Here is an 18,696-nt window from a genome sequence, read left to right as displayed (position 1 = left end):
GGAGCGGGATGGACCCTATCGCGATCAAATTCGGCGATTACCGCGACTTCGGATTTGAAGTGCTCTGTGTGGCCGGTGTAGCCGCTTGCGTCGTAGGGAGCTTCGCGCGCCACTCCGCGGCCTTCTCCGCCTTGCCCGTCCCCGGCGCGGCAGCCTCCCAAGCCGCATACAAATCCGCTAGTCCCGCGATCGTCTTTTGCTCATGTCTTGGTTGGGTTCCGGCCGTGCGGTTCAATGTCGCGTGCGACTCGAGCAGGAGTCGTTCAGCCTCTTCAAAGCGTTCGAGCTGGGTCAAAGCTAGTCCCAAGTCGCACTGTGTAACGGCGATTCGCCAGCTTCCCGCAGGCAACGTCGCCTGGTGAATGCCCAGTGCTTCTCGAAACAGCGGCTCCGCGGCCGCCGCGTCGTGCTGCGCCAGCCGGGCGCGTCCCAGAACTTGCTTGGAATCGCCGATGAGAGTGTGCCCCGCGGGCAAATGCCGTTTTCGCTCCTCCAGGCACGCGCGGGCCACTTGCTCCCCCTCCTCGACCTTCCCGACTTTCACGAGGAGGTTGGCAAAGGCCACCTGGGTGCTTGTCGAAATTTCTCTGTTGCTCCAGCTCGTCGACCGGTCCATCTCTAGCGCCCGTCGAAAGTGGGCCTCCGCCTCGGCGTCGTGCCCCGCGACCATCAAGCCGAAGGCGAGGTTGCTCAGACAGTTGCGTGTGGTCTCATGGTTGGGTCCGAGCACTCGCTCCGCCGCGGCGAAGGCGCGGCGGTTCAATTGCAGGGCCTCTTCCGGTCGGCCCGTCCGCTTAAGGACGCTGGCCAGGTTATCCATCATCGTGATGGATTCAACATGGTCCTCCCCATGCAGGCGCAGCTCCATTTCCAGCCCGGAACGCATCAACGGCTCCGCCTGATCAAACTTTCCCTGGATCCAGTAGTTGGCGCCAAGGGCCGAGACCATTGCTCGAGTATCTTGATGCTCCTCCCCCAGAAACTGCCGCGCGATTTGAAGGGCCGCGATGAATTCCCCTTCCGCCTCAGAATACTGCCCAAGGCCAAAGTACGAGCTCCCCAATGCTCGGCGAACCGCGACTTGTACCTCCGGCTGCTTCGCCAACGCCTCCGTGGCCTGACCTGATGCCCGTTTCAGGACGTCAACGACCTTCACCTCATGCCCGCTGCCCTCTTCCGGGTCGGCGGAGGATAGCATGTTCTCGAGGAACTGGGTGACGGCACTCGCTTGGCCTGCCGCCTTCTCCGCCCGATCGCGCGCCATGACCGCCTCTCCCCGCTGCCGCTCGGCGCGGGCGTACTCTGCGGCCTTTCCTCGATACATGATCCCGAGCGCCAGCGCCGACCCGCTGACGAGCACCACAAACCCCGCGGCCACTGCAACCGCCAAGGTGTGCCGACGCAGCGACTTGGTCAACACGTACCAGGCACTGTCGCGCTTGGCCTCGATCGGCTCGCCCTTCAAATACCGCCGCAGGTCCCGCGACAGTTCGCCGGCCGTCTGGTAGCGCCGCTCCCGATCCTTGCTCAGACACTTGAGTATGATCGTTTCCAGTTCATCGTCGATTTCTCGGCAAAGCGTGCGCGGCCGAATGGGCTCCGCTTTCGCGATGTTGTCCAGCACCGAGCGGACGCTCCCCACGACCTGATACGGAAACTTCCCGGTCAGCATTTGGAAAAGCAGGACGCCCAACGCGTACACATCGGTGCGCGTGTCGATTCGGCTCGGGCTGCCCTCCGCCTGTTCCGGCGCCGCCCACGGCATCGATCCGAGAAATTGACCGGTCACGGTCATGTTGGGAGGAGACATGGCTTCGGAGCCGGCGCCTTCCGGCGCGCTGACCGTGAACTTCGCCAATCCAAAATCGAGAACGTACGCCCGCCCCTCCGCATCGACGCGGACATTCGCGGGTTTGAGGTCGCGGTGAATAATCCCGCCGATGTGCGCGGCATTGACCGCGTCGCAAATCTGGATGAACAACTCCAGCGTCTCACGGATCGAGCGCGACTGACTGGCGATGTAGACATCGAGCGGCTGTCCGGCGATGTAGTCCATCACCAGGAAAAATCGCCCGTCGTGGCTGCCGCCGTCGTGGATCGCGACGATGTTGGGATGGTGCAGCGCGGCCAGCACGCGGGTCTCGCGCTCAAACCGCGCGCGCTCCAGAGGCCCGCTGAAGACATTGTCGTGCATCAGCTTGACCGCCACTCGCCGGCCGGTGCTAAGCTGCTTCGCGCGGTAGATGGTGCCCTGCCCGCCACGATGAATCTCCGTCTCCAGGGCATAGCCTGGAAAAAGGTCGGGCCGCAATGTCGTCTTCCCCCCCGATGAATCACCGAGAGCTAGTCCCAGGCCCTCCTCGATCAGATGGCGCTCCGCCTCGTCCGACTGCGCGCGCGCCTGCCGGATCCAATTCTGGTGCGATTGTCTGTCCGGGCTGGGCGCGGGCATAGTCTCCAAGCCTTCAGAGCAACGCTCTCAATGCGTATAAACCGTGCGGCCACTCACGACCGGGACTCAAGAATCTGCGAAGCACGGCCCAACAGCTCCCGCAGCCGGTCATGGGCCCGCATCCGCAGCATGAAAACGGCGCCCGTCGAGCGTCCAAGCTGCGCCGCGACGTCCTCGACGGGATGCCCCTCCAGGTCGTAAAGCTGAATCGTCCGGGCATAGTCCGGAGGCAGACACCGCAGCGCCTGGGCCAGCCGTTCGCGGGCTTCGTCTTTCCGCACGATGCGACTCGGCGTTTCCCCCCCGGAAGTGAGGACATCAAAGAGCGCCAATCCATGATCCGCGCCGTACGCGTCCAGTTTTAGATGCGGAGGCGGGTTCTTCTTGGCCTCCAGGGCGCGGATCGCGTCGCGGAGGTTGTTCTCCGCCATGCGCCCAAGCCAGGCCGGAAATGACTCGGCGCGAGCGGGATCAAAATCGCGGATATGCGCAAAGGCCTCCAAGTAGGTCACTTGCATGACGTCGGCCGCGTCGATCATGCCTTGCCATTTGGGGCTGATGCCGAGAACCGCCTCCACCTCCGGGCCGAAAAGCTCCAGGAGCTCCGCCAGCGCGTCTTTGTCGCCGGCGCAGGCACGAACCACCATTAGTCGCTGCTCATCGGTCACAGGTGTCTTCCGGTCGAATGGGCCACGGCCAGTATACCACGCCCCAAAGAATTCAGGGAAACCGCGTGAGTAAAGCGGCACCCTGTACGCAGGGTAGTTGGCGGAGGCCGGTCCATCCCAGGCTGCCCCGTATTGGGCAAGAAGCCCCCGCGAAAGGAACTGCCATGAAAATCGTCATCAGCCGCAGCGTATGGGTATTTATTCTGTCCCTGAGCGTTTTCGCACAGGTGGCCGCTGATACTCCGCGGATCACCGATTCTCCGGAGGCGTCGAAGGCAAAAGCCTTGCTCCATGATTCTCGGAAGGCCACCTTCGCCCGGGCCCCTGCGGAAACAATGGAGTCCCCGGCGGCATTGCAACAGGCCAAGGACGCGCCCGTCGTGGAGTTTCCACTGGTGCCGCTCACCCCGGACGAGATCAGGGCGCGGAACGAAAACAATCCCAAGACGGACGGCGCCCTGACCCTCTCGCACCTGGACCTTTCCACGCCGATGAGTGTCGATGTGAATGTGCCCAACTATTACTACTACCATGGGCAGCCGATTCCCCTCCCGCTGGACAAAGACCGCCTCGCGATTCGCGTGGCGGCCGGGCTCGATCTGAGCGACGCACAGGCCCGATCCCGCGCGCTCGGCATCGAGGTGTCGGACGTCAAGCCGACCGGCATCGAGCGCTGGAATCTCGTCACCCTGACTCAGCCCCTCGCCGACCTGGCCGATGGCCGGCGCAAGATCGAGGCGGCCCTTCAGGCCGGCAGCGTGGAATTCGCCTCGCCCGTCTTCAAGAGTCTGCTGCTGCCGGATGGATGGATTGCCATGGCGCCGGACGTCCTGGTCCAGTTCAAAGAAGAGCATGGCGCGCGGGCGGCGTCGGCGCTGGGCGAGTTGGCCGCCGGGTTTCAGATCAAACAGGAGAACTTCGGCGGAATGGCTAACGCCTATCGGCTCGCCGGCGCCGCGCGGAACGGCTTTGAGGTTCTGGCAGCGGCGAACCGGCTGGCCCAGGACCCGCGCGTGAAGTGGGCGGAGCCGGAGATGTACTTCACGGGCCGCGGCGACATTTTTCCAAACGATCCCGAATGGGGCAACCTGTGGGGCATCCGGAATACAGGCCAGACGGTAAACGGTACGGCGGGGACCGACGACATGGACATGGACGGTGACGAGTCCTTTAACATTTCCCTGGGCAACAGCGGCGTCCGCGTCCTCATCATCGACACGGGCGTGCAGCAGAACCATCCGGACATCAACCAGAATGCGGGCCGCGATTTTACAGGCGGCGAGGCCGATGGCGTCGCCGGCGGTGGGCCGGTCAATGCCTGCGACAACCACGGAACGGCGGTGGCGGGGTGCGTTTCCGCTCACTTTGACAATGGCACGGGCATTGTCGGGATTGCCCCGAGCAGCCGCGTCGTGTCGGCCCGCTGCATGGTGGCCAACCTGACGTGTAACAACCTTTGGAGCGGCAGCAATACCTGGACGGTGAATGCCCTGAACTGGGCGGTCAACCAGGGCATCCTGATCACCAACAACAGCAACAGCTATGGAACTACGTCCGACGCCATCGACGCCGCCTACCTGAACGCCTACAACAACGGGCAGACGCACTTCGCCTCCAGTGGCAACAACGGCACGGCGGCCATCGCCTACCCTTCCTCGGCCGACACGGTGAACGCCGTGGGCAACCTCCAGCAGGATGGCACGCTGAACCCGACGAGCCAGACTGGTACCGGCCTGGACTTTTCCGCCCCCGGCACAAACATCCGGGCCACCGACCGCACCGGGGCCAACGGCTACAACAACGCCAGCGACTACGCCTGGGTAAACGGCACTTCCTTCGCGTCTCCGTACGCCGCGGGCGTCGCGGCGATCGTGAAGGCGGCGCACCCCACGTGGGGGCCGATCAACATCGAAACCGCGATGAAGTCCGGGGCGATCGACCTGGGCGCCAGCGGCTATGACACGACGTTCGGCTGGGGCTTCGTCAACGCGTATCGCTCGATCACGATCTTCGGCCCGAGCAATGACGAATGCACCAACGCCTACGCCATTCCCGGTACCTTCTACAACCCCGGCTCGATCTTTACTTACAACGCCACCGTCTCAAACTTCTACGAGCCCGACGAGTCCTGCGAAGCGGGCAACGTCGGGGTGAGCAACTCGGTCTGGTACAGCTACACGCCGCCCGGCAACGGGACCATCGACCTGAATACCTGGGGCTCGAACTACGACACGGTGCTGTCCGTCTTCGACGGGTGCGGCGCCTACATCGGCGCGACGCAGATCTGGTTCCCCACGCAATTAGCCTGCAACGATGACGTCGATGGAACCCTGCAGTCCCGCATCCTCGGCCTGCCGGTCAATGGCGGCCAGACCTACATGATAAAGGTCTCGGACTACGACACGACATCGGAAGGCGGCGAGCTTTTCGTTGATCTGTACTTTTTCTATTCCTCCCCACCGAACGATCACTGCTTTAACCGCCTGCCGATCCCCGGCACAGCCGGCACGCACAACATGACGCCGCTGAACACGACTTCGGCGACGGTCAGTCCCGGCGATTGCTACGAACTGTCCGAGGCCGGCTGTGGCCATCCCAGTGGCAACAGCAACTCGGTGTTTTACAGCTTTATTCCCCAGGTCAGCGGCACGGTGACCATGGACACCTACGGCAGCGACTATGACACGGTCCTGACACTGTACAACGGCACGGCCTTCGCCAACCCCTGCGGCGACGGGAACGGCGAGTTCTGCATGGGCCCGGACGACTTCGGCTACTACATCTGCAACGATGACTCCGCCGGCGGATATCAATCCTTCGTGACGCAGCCGGTCACGGTGGGCCACACCTTTGTCGTGCGGGTCAGCGATTACAACCCCGATCCCGGAGGCGGCTGGCTGTTCCTGAACGTGACGCTCACCCCGCCTCCCCCCGAAGAGGGCGACGTGAACGACGACGGGATCGTGAGCTACGAAGATCTCCCGTATATGGTCGATGTCCTGATCGATCCCGCCAACTGCCCCCCCTGCAACCTCCAGCAGGCCGACATGAACGATGACGGATTTGCGGACGGCAAAGATCTTCAGCTCTTCGTCAACGCCGTCCTCGCTGGATGAAGCGGGTTTGACGATTGACCGTCGTGGCGGGCGCCCCCGTCGAAGCTCCGCCGTCGCGGAATTCGCGTGAGTGGCCGCGCCGTTTCTCCGCATTGAATCCAGCTCGTTCGCCTCGAACGAACAAACGAAGGAGTCGCCATGAATCGCTCAAAGCTCCCGATCATTGGTCTGTTCATCGTTCTTTCTAGTTTCCAGTTTCCAGTCCCCCGTCTCTTGGCCCAGTGCAACGGAGCATGGTCGCTACGGACGCCCGCCGCGAAGCCGTCGGCCCGCAGCGCCCATGCCATGGCCTACGACTCGGTCCGGAGCGTGTCGGTCCTCTTCGGCGGGGGAAGCCCTGCCTACAACGGCGAGACATGGGAGTGGAACGGCGCCAACTGGTCGCAGAAGATGCCGGCGAATGCTCCCTCCGTGCGGCGATTGCATGCGATGGCCTATGACGCCGCCCGAGGAGTGACCGTGTTATTCGGCGGCCGGATCAGCACCGGCGGCACAAACGCGGAGACGTGGGAATGGGATGGCACGAACTGGACGCAGCGGATGCCCGCCGTCTCGCCTTCGGGCCGCGAGGAACACACGATGGCCTACGACTCCGCGCGCCGAGTAACGGTACTCTTCGGCGGCGAAACCGACGTCGGCTACAACGCCGAAACATGGGAGTGGGACGGGACCAACTGGTCGCAGAAGTCGCCCGCCACCGCGCCCTCAGGTCGCGCTCGTTCGGCGATGGCCTACGATGCCGCTCGTGGAGTGACGGTGCTTTTCGGCGGCTATACGCCCACCCATGATGGCGAAACGTGGGAGTGGGACGGCACGAATTGGACCCAGAGACTTCCCGCCGCGGCGCCATCGGCCCGCTCCGAACATGCCATAGCCTACGACTCGTCGCGCGGCGTGACCGTGCTCTTCGGCGGCTACACAGACGCAGGCCGCAACGGCGAGACCTGGGAATGGGATGGAACCAACTGGTCGCAACGCGTGGTTATTCCCGCGCCCGCGGTTCGATACGACCACAAGATGGCTTTCGACACGATCCGGAGTGTGACGGTGCTCTTCGGCGGCGCCTCGGACTCCACCCCCGCCGGAGGTCCTGACAACGAGACATGGGAATGGGCCGGTCCCACGCCGGCCATCTCCCCACAACCGGTCGCCCTGACCATCGCCCCCGGTCAGCCGGCCGCTTTCTCCATCAGCGCGAGCGGGCTCGCCCCGTTGAGCTATCGCTGGCGAAAGGACGGTATTCCGCTTTCCGATGGCGGCGCGATTGCCGGCGCGACGACGGCCGCGCTGACCATCAACCCCGCAGCGGAGTCCGATAGCGGTTCCTACACCTGCGTCGTAACCAACCCCTGCGGAGACACGCTCAGCCGCGCGGCGGCGCTCGTCGTCGATCCATGCATCGCCCTCGATGAGGTGACCGATTGCAACGGCAACGGCCGAATCGACTCCTGCGACATCGCCGCCGATCCCGCGCTCGACGCGAACATGAACGGGACGCTGGAATCCTGCGAGTCCGGCTGCGGTATGTGCGGCGCCGGCGTGCCGATGACCATGCCGTTCGCGATGATCGGCGTGTGGGCCGCGCAGGGCCGTCGACGCATACGTCGTCCCCCGATTGTCCCCATGGGGAGGTCGAGGCTTCTGCCGAGCCATTCATCCGCTCTTATGGCGATCGCCTTTCTCGTCACGAGTTTCCAGTTTCATGCCTCCAGCGCACTTGCCCAATGCACCGGTACGTGGACCCCGATCATGTCAGCCTCCGTGCCCTCAGCCCGGAACAATCACGCGATGGCCTTCGACTCCCTCCGCGGTGTCACCGTGCTTTTCGGCGGCGATACCGCCGGAGGTTTGAGCGCGGAGACGTGGGAATGGGACGGCTCAAACTGGTCGCGGAGGTTGCCCGAAAATTCGCCGGCGCCGCGGGGATATCACGCCATGGCCTATGACTCCGCGCGGGACGTGACCGTGCTGTTCGGCGGGGATACCGGCGCCATCGATGTGAACAACGAGACGTGGGAATGGAATGGGACCAACTGGACACAGCAATTGCCGCCCGCGTCGCCCTCCCCGCGGCGTCGCCATGCGCTCGCCTACGACTCCGCACGCGGCGTCACCGTGCTCTTCGGCGGTCGGCTTGATAACGGTGGCAGCGCCGAAACGTGGGAGTGGGATGGGACAACCTGGTCGCTAAGGTCGCCCGCCATCGCACCCTCGATCCGCCAATATCACGCGATGGCCTACGATTCCTTCCGCAACGTGACTGTGCTCTTCGGCGGCGACACCGGCGCTGCTTCTGACGAGACGTGGGAGTGGGACGGCACGAACTGGACGAGGCGAATGATCCTCGGCAGCCCGCCGGCCCGATCGGATCACGCCCTGGCCTACGACTCTGCCCGCCAAATGATCGTACTCTTCGGGGGCTGGACCGGTGCCGTAGCGGGCGACACGTGGGAGTTTGATGGCAGTGTCTGGACCATGCGTTCTCCCGCTCCCGCGCCGTCCGCCCGCGATTCGCACCGTCTGGCTTACGACAGCATTCGCGGCATGACCGTGCTCTTCGGCGGTTTCACGAACAACTACAACGGCGAGACGTGGGAATGGACCGGGCCCGAACCCGCCATCCTTCAACATCCCGCCAATCAAACCGTCGCGCCGGGCCAGTCCGCCGTTTTCTCCGTGAACGCCACCGGCCCCGGCACGCTGTCCTACTTTTGGGGCAAGGATGGAGCGCAACTCGCCGACGGCAACGGAATCTCCGGCACCAACACGGCGAATCTCACCATCAGCTCGGCCACTGCCGATCACGTCGGCGTGTATACCTGTATCGTCGTCAATTCCTGCGGAAATACACGCAGCCGCGATGCGACGCTGGTCGTGGATCCCTGCAAACCGATCGATGCCAACGGCGATTGCAATGGCAACGGAGTATTGGATTCATGCGATCTCGTCGCCGACCCCGCCCTCGACGCCAACTCCAACGGAACGCCCGATTCCTGCGAGCCGCCGCCGGACGCGGCTTGCGGCGCGTGTGGCGCAGGCGTGCCCCTAATGATGCCACTCGCGCTGTTCGCTCTCTACGCCACGACTCGCCGCCGCGCGAATCATGGCCGACTCCCGACACCAGGAAGCGCGAGGCTCCCGAGCCGCGCGCCGATCAACAGAAAGATCATTACGCCAGTCGTCCTCCTGATTTCCAGTTTCCAGTTTCCGGCCTCAAGTTCACTCGCTCAGTGCACCGGCGCGTGGTCCCGTCTGCGAACCGCCGCCCCAAGGCCTCGCCGGCTGCTGCGGCGCCGAATGCCGATGACGATGCCGCTTGCGCTATTGGGACTGGTCACTTTCCGTCGACGCCGGACGTCATAATTTCAATAAAGGGGCTTCCACCATTTCTGGTATGGCATTTATTTCGAATTCATAACGCAGATAGATTCCCGGTCCTAGCATTTCGTGCCCACCGAAGGCAGCAATGCGCCCATGAATAAATCCCTCCGACCATTAGAAGAGCAAGTCATCGTCATCACCGGCGCCTCGAGCGGCATTGGCCTGGCCACCGCCGAAACCGCCGCGGACGCGGGCGCCACGATCGTCCTGGCAGCTCGCAGTGAAAACGCCATTCAGGCCATCGCCGAGCGGTTAACGGCGAGTGGCGCGCGAGCCCTGGCCGTCTGTTGCGATGTGTCCCAGCGAGCGCAGGTGGAGAATCTAGCCAATACGACGATCGACCATTTCGGCCGCATTGACACCTGGATCAACAACGCCGGAACATCGATCTACGGCCGGCTCGATGAAGTCAGTGAGGAAGACAGCCGGCGTCTTTTCGATATCAACTTCTGGGGCGTTTATTACGGCTCCCTCGCCGCCTTGCCGCATCTGCGGCGAAACGGTGGCGCGTTGATCAATGTCGGCAGCGAAGTCTCCGAGGGAGTCATTCCCCTGCAGGGCATGTACTCGGCCTCCAAGCACGCCGTGAAGGGCCTGACCGACGCGCTGCGGGTGGAGATTGAAGAAGTTGACCATGCGGCCGTCTCGATCGCGCTCATCCAGCCGACCGCCGTGGATACGCCCTTTCCCCAGCACGCCCGCAACTACATGGCCAAAGAACCCAAACTGCCCTCGCCGCGGATCGACCCCCAACGAGTGGCCGATGCGATCCTCGCCGCCGCGGTCATGCCGGCGCGCGATCGAAAAGTCGGAGCGATGGCGAGATTCAACACGATGCTCAGCAGAATCGCGCCGCGCCTGGGCGACCGAATGTCCGCGAAGCAGTTTTACCGGCAGAACTACGAAGAGCCTCCGCGCCATCCGGAGGGCGCGCTCTATCAATCCAGCGAGACCACCCGCGTTGTCGGCCAAACGCGTGGGACCGGCGGTTGCGAATAAGGAGTCGTTCTGGGCGGCCTCTCCCCCTTTGATTCCGTAATCCCGCACGGAAAAGTCGCCCGCGGCGGCTGGATCTTCCAGCCGTCGCCGGCTGACATTTTATCTTCCACGTCGCTGCGGCGTTTCCGCTGCTACGACGAATACGACATCGAGGACTTGCGGCTGCCCGTCGACCCCCGCTGAGACGATGTCCCGCCGGAAGTCTGGCCTCCTGAGCCGTCGCCAGCCTCACGGTCCGACTCCCGCTTGATCTTGATCTCGTTGTTGACGTCCTTGACGCCGCCGATGTTTTCCGCGAGTTCCTCGATCTGATATTTCGAATCGCGGCTGTCCACCGTCCCCTTGAGCGTCACCACGCCGCTGGACACATCGATCTCCACCTCGCTGGCGTCGAGGTAGCCTTCCATCAACCGGTCCGAGAGATCTTCCTTGATTCGCTCGTCTGAGCGGGTGTATCCCTTCGGGCCGCGATTGCGCTGCCGGCCCTGGGAGGAAAATCGCCCCTGGCTGCGCTGCCCGCCGCCGAAACTCTCCCGACCGCGACCGCCATTCCAGCCCATTCCGCGCTGGCCTTCATACGTTCCGAAGGCGCCCTCTGAGCGGCCGCCGGAGTAGGAACCGCCCGAACCGAACTGACCGGAGTAACCTTCGTCGCGACCCAGTCCCTCGCGATACGATCCCGCCTGGGACGAGTACCCCCCGCCCATGCTCCCGCCATAACCGCCGCCGTACTCGCCGCGATAGCTGCGGCTGCTGTAATCTTCCATGGATCCCTCTTCATACGGTTCGTACTCGGTGCCGTATTGCGATGAGCGTCCCATTTCACTCCCATAACGACCGGATGAACGATAGCCCTCGCCGGAGCGCCAACTTTCGCGCTCCCCCTGGCCCCCTTGGCCGTAACGCCCGAATTCACGCGACCCCTGACTGCCGCGATAGCCCCGGTGGCCGCGTTCACGCCGGGCAAATTGTCCGTACTCATCGCGCGGCTGCTCGCGCTCCGAATATTCTCCGCCTTCCTCGAAGCCCTGGGACTCAAAGGAACATTCGGCCCCGCAGGTCGGGCAGGAATGCTGCGATCCGCGTGACGAGCGATAGTGAGAACTCGGTCGGTCAGATTGTCGCATCATGGGTGAACCCTCTCTACATAAAAAAAGTTTGGATTTCATGGCCGGACACTCCGGCCAGCCCCCAATTATGGACGGGGCGATTAAAAATTTTCTGAATTCGCGATGACGACGCACCGCTCGTGAGCTATGCGCGCGTCAACATCGCGCCGTCATCTGCTTTCCCAACTTTCGCCGCGGCGATTTCCCGACGAACAGTTCAGTGCATTGCGGAGGGACTATGGGAAATTTCCGGTCCCTGAAGTAGAATGAGCGCTGCGCCGGTATCCCTTGGCGCCGAGTTGATATGAACATCGGACGTCGACAATCCACTCTCTCCGAAATCAGCCGCCTCCGGCTCAGCGCCATCATTCGTGCAAAGTCGTCGGAGACAGCCCGCGCGGCCATGGAGGCCGCCGTCGCCGGCGGCTTTCGCATGGTCGAGTTTACCCTGACCACTCCCGGCGCGCTGGAACTTGTTCAACAATTCGCCGTCCGACCGGAAATGCTTGTCGGCGCGGGTACGGTCTTGACCGTCGACGATGCCCGTGCCGCCGTGAGGGCCGGCGCCCGTTTCCTTGTCTCGCCGGTCACCGACGCCGCCGTTATCAAAGAGGCCGCCGCCCTTGACGCGGTGTGCATCCCCGGCGCGTTCACGCCCACCGAGATGATGACGGCGCATCGGCTCGGGGCCGACATCGTCAAGCTCTTCCCCGCCCCCGCCGACGTCGCCGAATATGTGTCCGCGATTCTGGCACCCCTGCCGCATCTCAAGATCTTCCCGACCGCCGGCGTGACCGCCGAAAACTTTCGCGCCATCCTCCGCGCCGGGGCCTTCGGCGTTGGCTTCGTCAAATCCCTCTTCGACCCCGCCCTTTTGGCCAAGGGCGACTACGCCGCTATTCAGCGCAAGGCCGCCGAGATTCACTCGCTTTTCATGGATGTGGGCTGACCGTCCGCCCGCTTCGCCGCGATCAAGTGCATCTGAAATCGCCGCTTGGGGTGATCGATCAACCGCCCCTCAAAAGCCACGATGCCGGCGCACAAATCGAACGGGCTGTCCGGTGGCGTGATGGTCATCCTGCATTGCAGCGTCTGCTGTCCATCCATCGAGATGGTCAGCGGCAATTGCCAGGCCTTGCGGCCTATGGCCAGCGCCGGAAGTTCGCGCGTCTCCGGCATCGGTTCACCAATCTCGAATTCAATCGTGGGCTTGCCGAACAGCCAGATCCCAAACTGCTTGGAGCGCGGCAGGATCTGTTTCATGAGCGGCAGGGCGACCGGCGAGGCATTCGCCACGGCCCCGAAGCTGTACAGCGCCGCCTGGGCTTGGAGGAAGGCGCGGCTGGGCGCGGACGATTCTCCTTGCGGGGGTTCCGTCATCTCTGCCCATTCGCAGTAAGCGGCCAGGCCTTCGCGCAAGTGCGCCTCGGGCAGAAGCGCGTAGTGCGACTCCAGCCGCTGGCCCTGTTCATCGTGCAGACCCAGCCAGACAGCGACCGAGCCCGAGGTGATCGTCTCCGTTCTCTCGTGAGAGCCGTCAGCTTCGGCTGGGTAGCTCCAATCCTTGACCACAAGTTCACCGGGTTTTTCGCCGGGATCGCGGATATCGAAGACCTTCCCAGGATTTTCCGCGGGTCCGGCCGGATTGATGCGTACGGTCTGGATCCCGGCGAGCGACTTGGATTTCAGAATGAAATGGACAAGCCGCACCATCGGCTCGCCGCGCCCCTCGATCCGCACCGAGTAGACCGCCTCCGAACCCACCTCCCAGGTTTCGCGGGGCTGCGGTGGGTCGATGCCCTTGAAGTCCTTTTCGAGGGACTTCTCCGTCTCGGCCAGCCACTGCGTGCCGCCAAGGTCCGCGTCGCTGAGCGGCTTGAGCGGGGTCGGCGGCTCCGGCCTGGCACACGCGGCCGCCCCGATGCCGAGGACCCAGGCCAGGCTAAGTATCGAAAAAGAACGGATCATGTGCCGCCACGGATTCCTTTTGGTCTTGTTCAACTTCGCGGATTCCCGAATACGGGTTACAGACCGTAGCCGCCGCGCGGACCCGGATCAATCGGGATTTGTGATCGGCCCGAAAAATGTGGACGCGAGACGATTTCCGTTTCGCGGCTGGGGGGATCGTACAGCATCGCCGGAGGCTACCCCTGGTCCGTCGCCAGTGGATCCTTGAGGCTGGAGGCGCTCACCCCGATCAGATTGATCTTCTTGCAGCGATCGTTCTCATCGAACCGCAGGACGCAATACCGCGCTCCCCGGCTGTTCGTCCAGTTGCGGATGTCGTACACCCGCATGACCTCGCCGGATTCGCGGCAGCGCAGCGTGGCGATCGGCGGCTTGAATTCGGCGTCCCGGCAGCAATCCTCCGGCGACTTGCCCATGACCTTCGGCTCGATCGCCGCCGATTTGATCACGTCCTCCACGCCGTCGATGTTTCGCTTCACCCGCGACAGAGCGACCAGCTTTCCGTTCTGCGACTCGACCACCCAATTCTGGGAATCCAGGAGGTCGCCCTTCACCGGGTACATGATCAATTCGCGCTTGGCGTCGTCCGCATAGACCAGCGTCTCTTGCCGCTCCCCGAACATCGCATCCGCAGCCGAGACCGGCTGGTTGTGCAGCTCCTCCTGGCGCTTCTTCACGTCGGCGTCGTTGATGACGTCGCCGATGGCCATGGACGCCAGGCTGACGGGATGCAATCGGCACCCAGACGCCGACGCCACCAATAGACCGCACACCAGGAGAGGGTTTGTCCGCGCACTCCACCCGCCGTTGCGACGCTGCATGCTATGACTCCTTTTTCTCAATAGAAAAATATCCTTCCGCCTAGTTCCGCCATCATTGAATCGACGAACCGATGTTGTAGTCGACCGCGCGTCCGGCAACCTTGATCGGTTGGCCATTCAGTTCGGTGTCAAGTTCGATCCGCGCGATGCCGCCGGGGATCTCCGGGCTGGAAACCACCATGGCCTTGACGTTGTGGCCCCAGACCGGGAAATCGCCTTCGATCTCCACGCTCTGCGCCTTGCACGCAATAATACGGCGGCTGCCAATGGTCACGGCCTCGGAGGGGAGCGCCTTCCGTCGGGCGCCGCGTTGCGTAAACGGATGCTGCGCAGGATCGATGTGGCGCGTAACGTAGAACGACTTGGTCAACGCTTCGGCTATTTCGCCGCTTCCTTCCGCCTCCCGCTGAATCAGCAGGCGATCCGGCTCTTTTTCCACCAGCGTGACGCGCACTCGGATCGGCTGTCGGGTGCCGCCCTCAATCTGATCGCCTTCGAAAACCACCCACGAGCCGGCGGCGAACCGCGACCAGCGCGCGTAATCCGGGTTCTCGACATGGCCGGTTCCCGCCGACGCGACCGCCGTGCTGCTGCGCGACGTGCCCGTCACGACCAGGGGCGCCACGAACTGCTGAACGAACGGGGCCGCGACGGTGTCGGTGTGGCCGCCGCGATTTCCGTAGCGCTCAAACTGCGGGTTCCACGGGATGGTGACGATCTTGCGATACTGCTCGCGTGCCTCGGACGTGGCGGTGCGCGGCAGCCGGGCGCCGTTCAATCCGATCGTTCCGCTGTCGGCGGAGGTTCGATCGGCGGTCCCGGCGAATGGCACCAGGGCGAGGAGCACTTCGTCGCGCTGCGACGTGAAGATGTACATCTTGCCTTTGACGCGCCGCAGGGCATTGGTGAGGTTGTGAGTGGAGCTCAGCGAGCCCGAGAGCATCACAACATTATCGACGCTGGCTTGTGGCGGCAATGCCTCCAAGGCATACGCCACGACCGCCGTCCCGGCCGACAGGCCCATCAGGTGTACGGCCGCTCCCGGATATTTGGCTTGATACGCGACGATCTCGTTGGCGAGCTCTTTCGCCTTCTGTTGCTTGTATTCCACGCTGGAGACCTGGTCCGCGTACACGCCGAAGCCCGTGTTCCATCGGAAGATCTCGCCGGCCCCGTTGTAGCCGGCCTCCGCCAGACCGCTGCGCACGCCGCCCGCCCAGTTCGACACCAGGCCTCCCCCGCCCGCGCCGTCGCAGTAATAGAGGTAACCGCGCGTCATCCGCTCCGCCCGGTCGGGCTCGGCCATGGAGCAACCCTGGGTGCCGGCGGCGGTCAGAAGGACGACCAGTCGTAAACGCTGGAGATACTTGCCTTGTCGCATGATTGGACCTCCCTCTCTTTGTCCGTCGTGGCGAGTGGAGGCTATCGTACGTCCGCGCACCTATGCACACAAGGAGTGATCCGTTCCTCGGTGACCTCAAGAGAGGCAATATTTCAGCTACAATGGCGTTTGGTGAAGGGAAGGCGCTCCGTAGGCAGTGGGAATCCAGCCGTGTCCTTTTTTCGAATCGCATACCTCGCACTCCTCGTCGCGCTTGCCGTTCTCCCGGTGCGCGCGTCGGGCCAAATCACACCCACCTACGACGATGTCGTCTTTGGCGTCGTGCCGCGCGATGCCGGTGGGACGGTGACGCTTCTGATGGATATCTACCTGCCCGCGGCCGGGTCGGGTCCGTATCCGTGCGTACTCTGGATTCACGGCGGCGGTTGGCAGGGCGGGACGCACAACACCGTGCCCGGCAGCGCGCTGCAACTGCCGACCGCGGGCGTGGCCATCGCCAGCGTCAGCTATCGCTTGTCCGGCGATGCGATCTTCCCCGCGCAGATTCACGATGTGAAGGGCGCGGTCAGGTTCCTGCGCGCCAACGCCGCGACGTACAACCTCGATACCACGCGCTTCGGCTCATGGGGCAGCTCGGCGGGCGGTCATCTCTCCGCGCTGCTGGCGACGTCCGGCGATGTCGCGGAACTCGAAGGAACCTCCGGCGGCAACCCCACCTTTTCCAGCCGTGTGCAGGCCGCCGTCGATTACTTCGGCCCGACCGACATTCTGAACATCAACCTTGACACGACCACGCCCCCCGGTAGCGGGATCAACCACGACGCCCCGACGTCGCCGGAATCGCACCTCGTCGGCTGGGACGATCCCGGTCAGGGCATCGGCGATATCCGCGCGAACATCGCCAATCCCAACCCGCCGTATCCCGCGCTCGTCACGCTCTGCAACCAGGTGAATCCCATCACGTGGCTGACGGCCGACGACCCGCCGCTCTTCATCGCCCACGGCAACATGGACACGAGCGTGCCGATCAAGCAGAGCGTCCGCCTGACCGACGCCATGCCCGCGGTCGGCGTGTTCCACGACTATCGCTCGATCAACGGCGCCGGTCACGGTTTCCTGGGCAACGACACCGACGCCTCGGCCCGCAACTTCCTCCTGACGCAGTTCTTCGACCCGCCGCTGTCCGGCGATACCAATTGCGACGGCGCCGCCGACGCATCCGACGTGACCGCCTTCGCCCTGCGCCTGGTGAACCCCTCCGCCTACGACGTGCAGCACCCCCTCTGCAACACCAGCAACGGCGACCTCAACGGCGACGGGCGGACGGACGGAAAGGACATCCGGTCGTTTGTAACGCTTCTCATCCCCTAGAATCGCTCTCACTTTTGGTCCTTTCGGTCCCTTTAAGCGGTAAGCTGAACGAAGGCGGCGGCTTCGCTACCTTGGTTTTGTCCTTGCCCTTAATCTCTAATCAGCGCTCCCTCTAAACAGAGATAAGGGGACAGGAATCTGAGGGCACTGGGCCTATGGCTCGGCGGCTTTACGGAGTTCTTTGATAATGTCGCCGAGCCTCGCGGCGAGGTCGGGGGAGGATTCGATGAGGGCGGCGAGGAGTTGGGCGAGCATTCGGGCGTAATGTTCGCCCCAGGGTTGACCGGCGACGGGCTTGGCATCGATTGGCGTATCTAAAACCCGCTTAATGACGAGTTCCTTGAACCAGACAAGTGCGATGGCTTTGTCGCGCGCATCGGCTGCGTTTTCGTAGTCCGATTTGCGAACCCAATCGTCCTTTTGCTGATTCAATTCGTCCAATTGTTTTTGAAAGCCCGTAACAAGTGCGCCGATGAGCGGTTCCAGCCCTGCATCACAAAGTGAAGTTACTGTGGGTTCAGTTGGCCCTTTGGTTCGCTCGGCGGATGGCAAAACCACACCGAGAAGGTCCATGACTTCCTCGCGGGCTTTTTGAAGATCGATGCCCAGATTCTTGAGCACCTGCGACGCCAAGCCCTCGCGCTCATGGAGCAATCCCAGCAGGAGGTGTTCGGTACCGACGTAATTGTGATTGAGGCTGCGGGCTTCGAAGATGGCATTTTCGATGACCTTTTTGGCACGCGGCGTCTGCGGGACCTTTTCACCTTGAGAGCCGCCGGCGCCGGGTGTGCAGAGTTTTTCGATCTCCTTCTTTAGCTTACGCAGGTCGACGCCGAGGTTTTTCAACACGTTGGCCCCAACGCCGCTGCCTTCCTTGACCAAGCCCAGAAGGATGTGCTCCGTGCCGAGGTACTCATGACCGAAGTCGATCGCCTCTTGATTGGCGAGGGCCATCGTCTTGCGAGCGCGGTCGGTGAATCGTTCGAACATGGGTCGCTCCTTCGCACAGAGTGTAGCGGAGGGGAATGGACAGGATGAACACGATTGACAGGATGCAGGCGATGGTGGATTGCGGATTTGTCGCTTGGGCGACTGGACTCCATGCGGATCGAGCGGGCGATGAGGAGAGACATGATTGGGGCCTCCATTTTTTACACGGAAAATAGTGGAAAATAATGCAACGCCCGGCGGGGGCGCGGCGTTGGTGTCCCCCACCTCCACCATAAAGAGGCCCATGGAGCCGCAAAGAGCCGTAAACGGGTTCGCGGATAGAAACCAGATAGGGATGCACCACAGAGGCACCGAGGACACAGAGGCGTTTTTTGTTTGTGGAACAAGATGTTCTCTCCGTTTGCAAGGCTCGTTTTCGGGTTTTCATTCACAGTCTCCCAAGGGACAATTCACAAGGCCGCCGCTGGGCAGGCCACAGGCGCGGGGCGTGCGGCGTCGGGTAGCAGGGCGATGATCCA

General features: G+C 63.2%; 11 protein-coding genes and 1 pseudogene. 5 read left to right on the top strand and 7 right to left on the bottom strand.

The genetic code is table 11. The features are described 5' to 3' along the window. Nucleotides 1–37: 37 nt before the first annotated feature. Nucleotides 38–2,452, bottom strand: a complete 2,415-nt coding sequence (locus VJZ71_09370; protein HKQ48264.1) for a tetratricopeptide repeat protein — start codon at nucleotides 2,450–2,452, stop codon at nucleotides 38–40. Between the two features lie 53 nt (nucleotides 2,453–2,505). Further along, nucleotides 2,506–3,120 carry a sigma-70 family RNA polymerase sigma factor gene (locus VJZ71_09365; GenBank protein HKQ48263.1) on the bottom strand — a complete coding sequence of 205 codons (615 nt, stop codon included), beginning with the start codon at nucleotides 3,118–3,120 and terminating at the stop codon, nucleotides 2,506–2,508. Nucleotides 3,121–3,284: 164 nt separating this feature from the next. Here VJZ71_09365 and VJZ71_09360 point away from each other — a divergent pair, with 164 nt between their 5' ends. From VJZ71_09360 to VJZ71_09350, 3 genes are all read left to right on the top strand, one after another. After that, nucleotides 3,285–6,236 carry a S8 family serine peptidase gene (locus VJZ71_09360; protein HKQ48262.1) on the top strand — a complete coding sequence of 984 codons (2,952 nt, stop codon included), beginning with the start codon at nucleotides 3,285–3,287 and terminating at the stop codon, nucleotides 6,234–6,236. 138 nt (nucleotides 6,237–6,374) lie between these two features. Then, complete coding sequence (locus VJZ71_09355) at nucleotides 6,375–9,599, top strand: immunoglobulin domain-containing protein (protein HKQ48261.1); 3,225 nt, start codon at nucleotides 6,375–6,377, stop codon at nucleotides 9,597–9,599. 111 nt (nucleotides 9,600–9,710) lie between these two features. Then, a complete protein-coding gene (locus VJZ71_09350; GenBank protein ID HKQ48260.1) occupies nucleotides 9,711–10,616 on the top strand; it encodes an SDR family oxidoreductase in 906 nt (301 codons plus the stop codon). A gap of 131 nt (nucleotides 10,617–10,747) precedes the next feature. Here the strand turns inward: VJZ71_09350 and VJZ71_09345 are convergent, their stop codons facing one another. Next, nucleotides 10,748–11,746, bottom strand: a complete 999-nt coding sequence (locus VJZ71_09345) for a BON domain-containing protein (protein ID HKQ48259.1) — start codon at nucleotides 11,744–11,746, stop codon at nucleotides 10,748–10,750. Nucleotides 11,747–12,029: 283 nt separating this feature from the next. Between VJZ71_09345 and VJZ71_09340 the strand changes: the two genes are divergently transcribed. Beyond that, complete coding sequence (locus tag VJZ71_09340) at nucleotides 12,030–12,674, top strand: 2-dehydro-3-deoxyphosphogluconate aldolase (protein ID HKQ48258.1); 645 nt, start codon at nucleotides 12,030–12,032, stop codon at nucleotides 12,672–12,674. Here the strand turns inward: VJZ71_09340 and VJZ71_09335 are convergent. The 3 genes from VJZ71_09335 to VJZ71_09325 form a co-directional block, all read right to left on the bottom strand. After that, on the bottom strand, nucleotides 12,647–13,693 hold the full coding sequence (locus VJZ71_09335) for a hypothetical protein (GenBank protein ID HKQ48257.1): 1,047 nt from the start codon (nucleotides 13,691–13,693) through the stop codon (nucleotides 12,647–12,649). The genes VJZ71_09340 and VJZ71_09335 overlap by 28 nt on opposite strands. A gap of 176 nt (nucleotides 13,694–13,869) precedes the next feature. After that, nucleotides 13,870–14,514 carry a hypothetical protein gene (locus tag VJZ71_09330; protein HKQ48256.1) on the bottom strand — a complete coding sequence of 215 codons (645 nt, stop codon included), beginning with the start codon at nucleotides 14,512–14,514 and terminating at the stop codon, nucleotides 13,870–13,872. 52 nt (nucleotides 14,515–14,566) lie between these two features. After that, on the bottom strand, nucleotides 14,567–15,895 hold the full coding sequence (locus tag VJZ71_09325) for a hypothetical protein (GenBank protein HKQ48255.1): 1,329 nt from the start codon (nucleotides 15,893–15,895) through the stop codon (nucleotides 14,567–14,569). A 171-nt stretch (nucleotides 15,896–16,066) separates the two neighbouring features. Between VJZ71_09325 and VJZ71_09320 the strand changes: the two genes are divergently transcribed. Beyond that, nucleotides 16,067–17,227, top strand: a complete 1,161-nt coding sequence (locus tag VJZ71_09320; protein HKQ48254.1) for an alpha/beta hydrolase fold domain-containing protein — start codon at nucleotides 16,067–16,069, stop codon at nucleotides 17,225–17,227. Nucleotides 17,228–17,785: 558 nt separating this feature from the next. Here the strand turns inward: VJZ71_09320 and VJZ71_09315 are convergent. Further along, nucleotides 17,786–18,217 (bottom strand): annotated as a pseudogene (locus VJZ71_09315) (Clp protease N-terminal domain-containing protein). Between the last annotated feature and the right edge of the window lie 479 nt (nucleotides 18,218–18,696).

The organism is Phycisphaerae bacterium (assembly GCA_035275405.1).
Lineage (GTDB): Bacteria > Planctomycetota > Phycisphaerae > UBA1845 > UTPLA1 > DATEMU01.
This window is presented reverse-complemented; position numbering and strand designations above follow the sequence as displayed.

Coding starts and splice junctions, on each gene's coding strand:
- VJZ71_09335 (HKQ48257.1), bottom strand. CDS start 13,693: ATGATCCGTTCTTTTTCGATACTTAGCCTGGCCTGGGTCCTCGGCATC.
- VJZ71_09355 (HKQ48261.1), top strand. CDS start 6,375: ATGAATCGCTCAAAGCTCCCGATCATTGGTCTGTTCATCGTTCTTTCT.
- VJZ71_09370 (HKQ48264.1), bottom strand. CDS start 2,452: ATGCCCGCGCCCAGCCCGGACAGACAATCGCACCAGAATTGGATCCGG.
- VJZ71_09340 (HKQ48258.1), top strand. CDS start 12,030: ATGAACATCGGACGTCGACAATCCACTCTCTCCGAAATCAGCCGCCTC.
- VJZ71_09350 (HKQ48260.1), top strand. CDS start 9,711: ATGAATAAATCCCTCCGACCATTAGAAGAGCAAGTCATCGTCATCACC.
- VJZ71_09330 (HKQ48256.1), bottom strand. CDS start 14,514: ATGCAGCGTCGCAACGGCGGGTGGAGTGCGCGGACAAACCCTCTCCTG.
- VJZ71_09360 (HKQ48262.1), top strand. CDS start 3,285: ATGAAAATCGTCATCAGCCGCAGCGTATGGGTATTTATTCTGTCCCTG.
- VJZ71_09345 (HKQ48259.1), bottom strand. CDS start 11,746: ATGATGCGACAATCTGACCGACCGAGTTCTCACTATCGCTCGTCACGC.
- VJZ71_09325 (HKQ48255.1), bottom strand. CDS start 15,895: ATGCGACAAGGCAAGTATCTCCAGCGTTTACGACTGGTCGTCCTTCTG.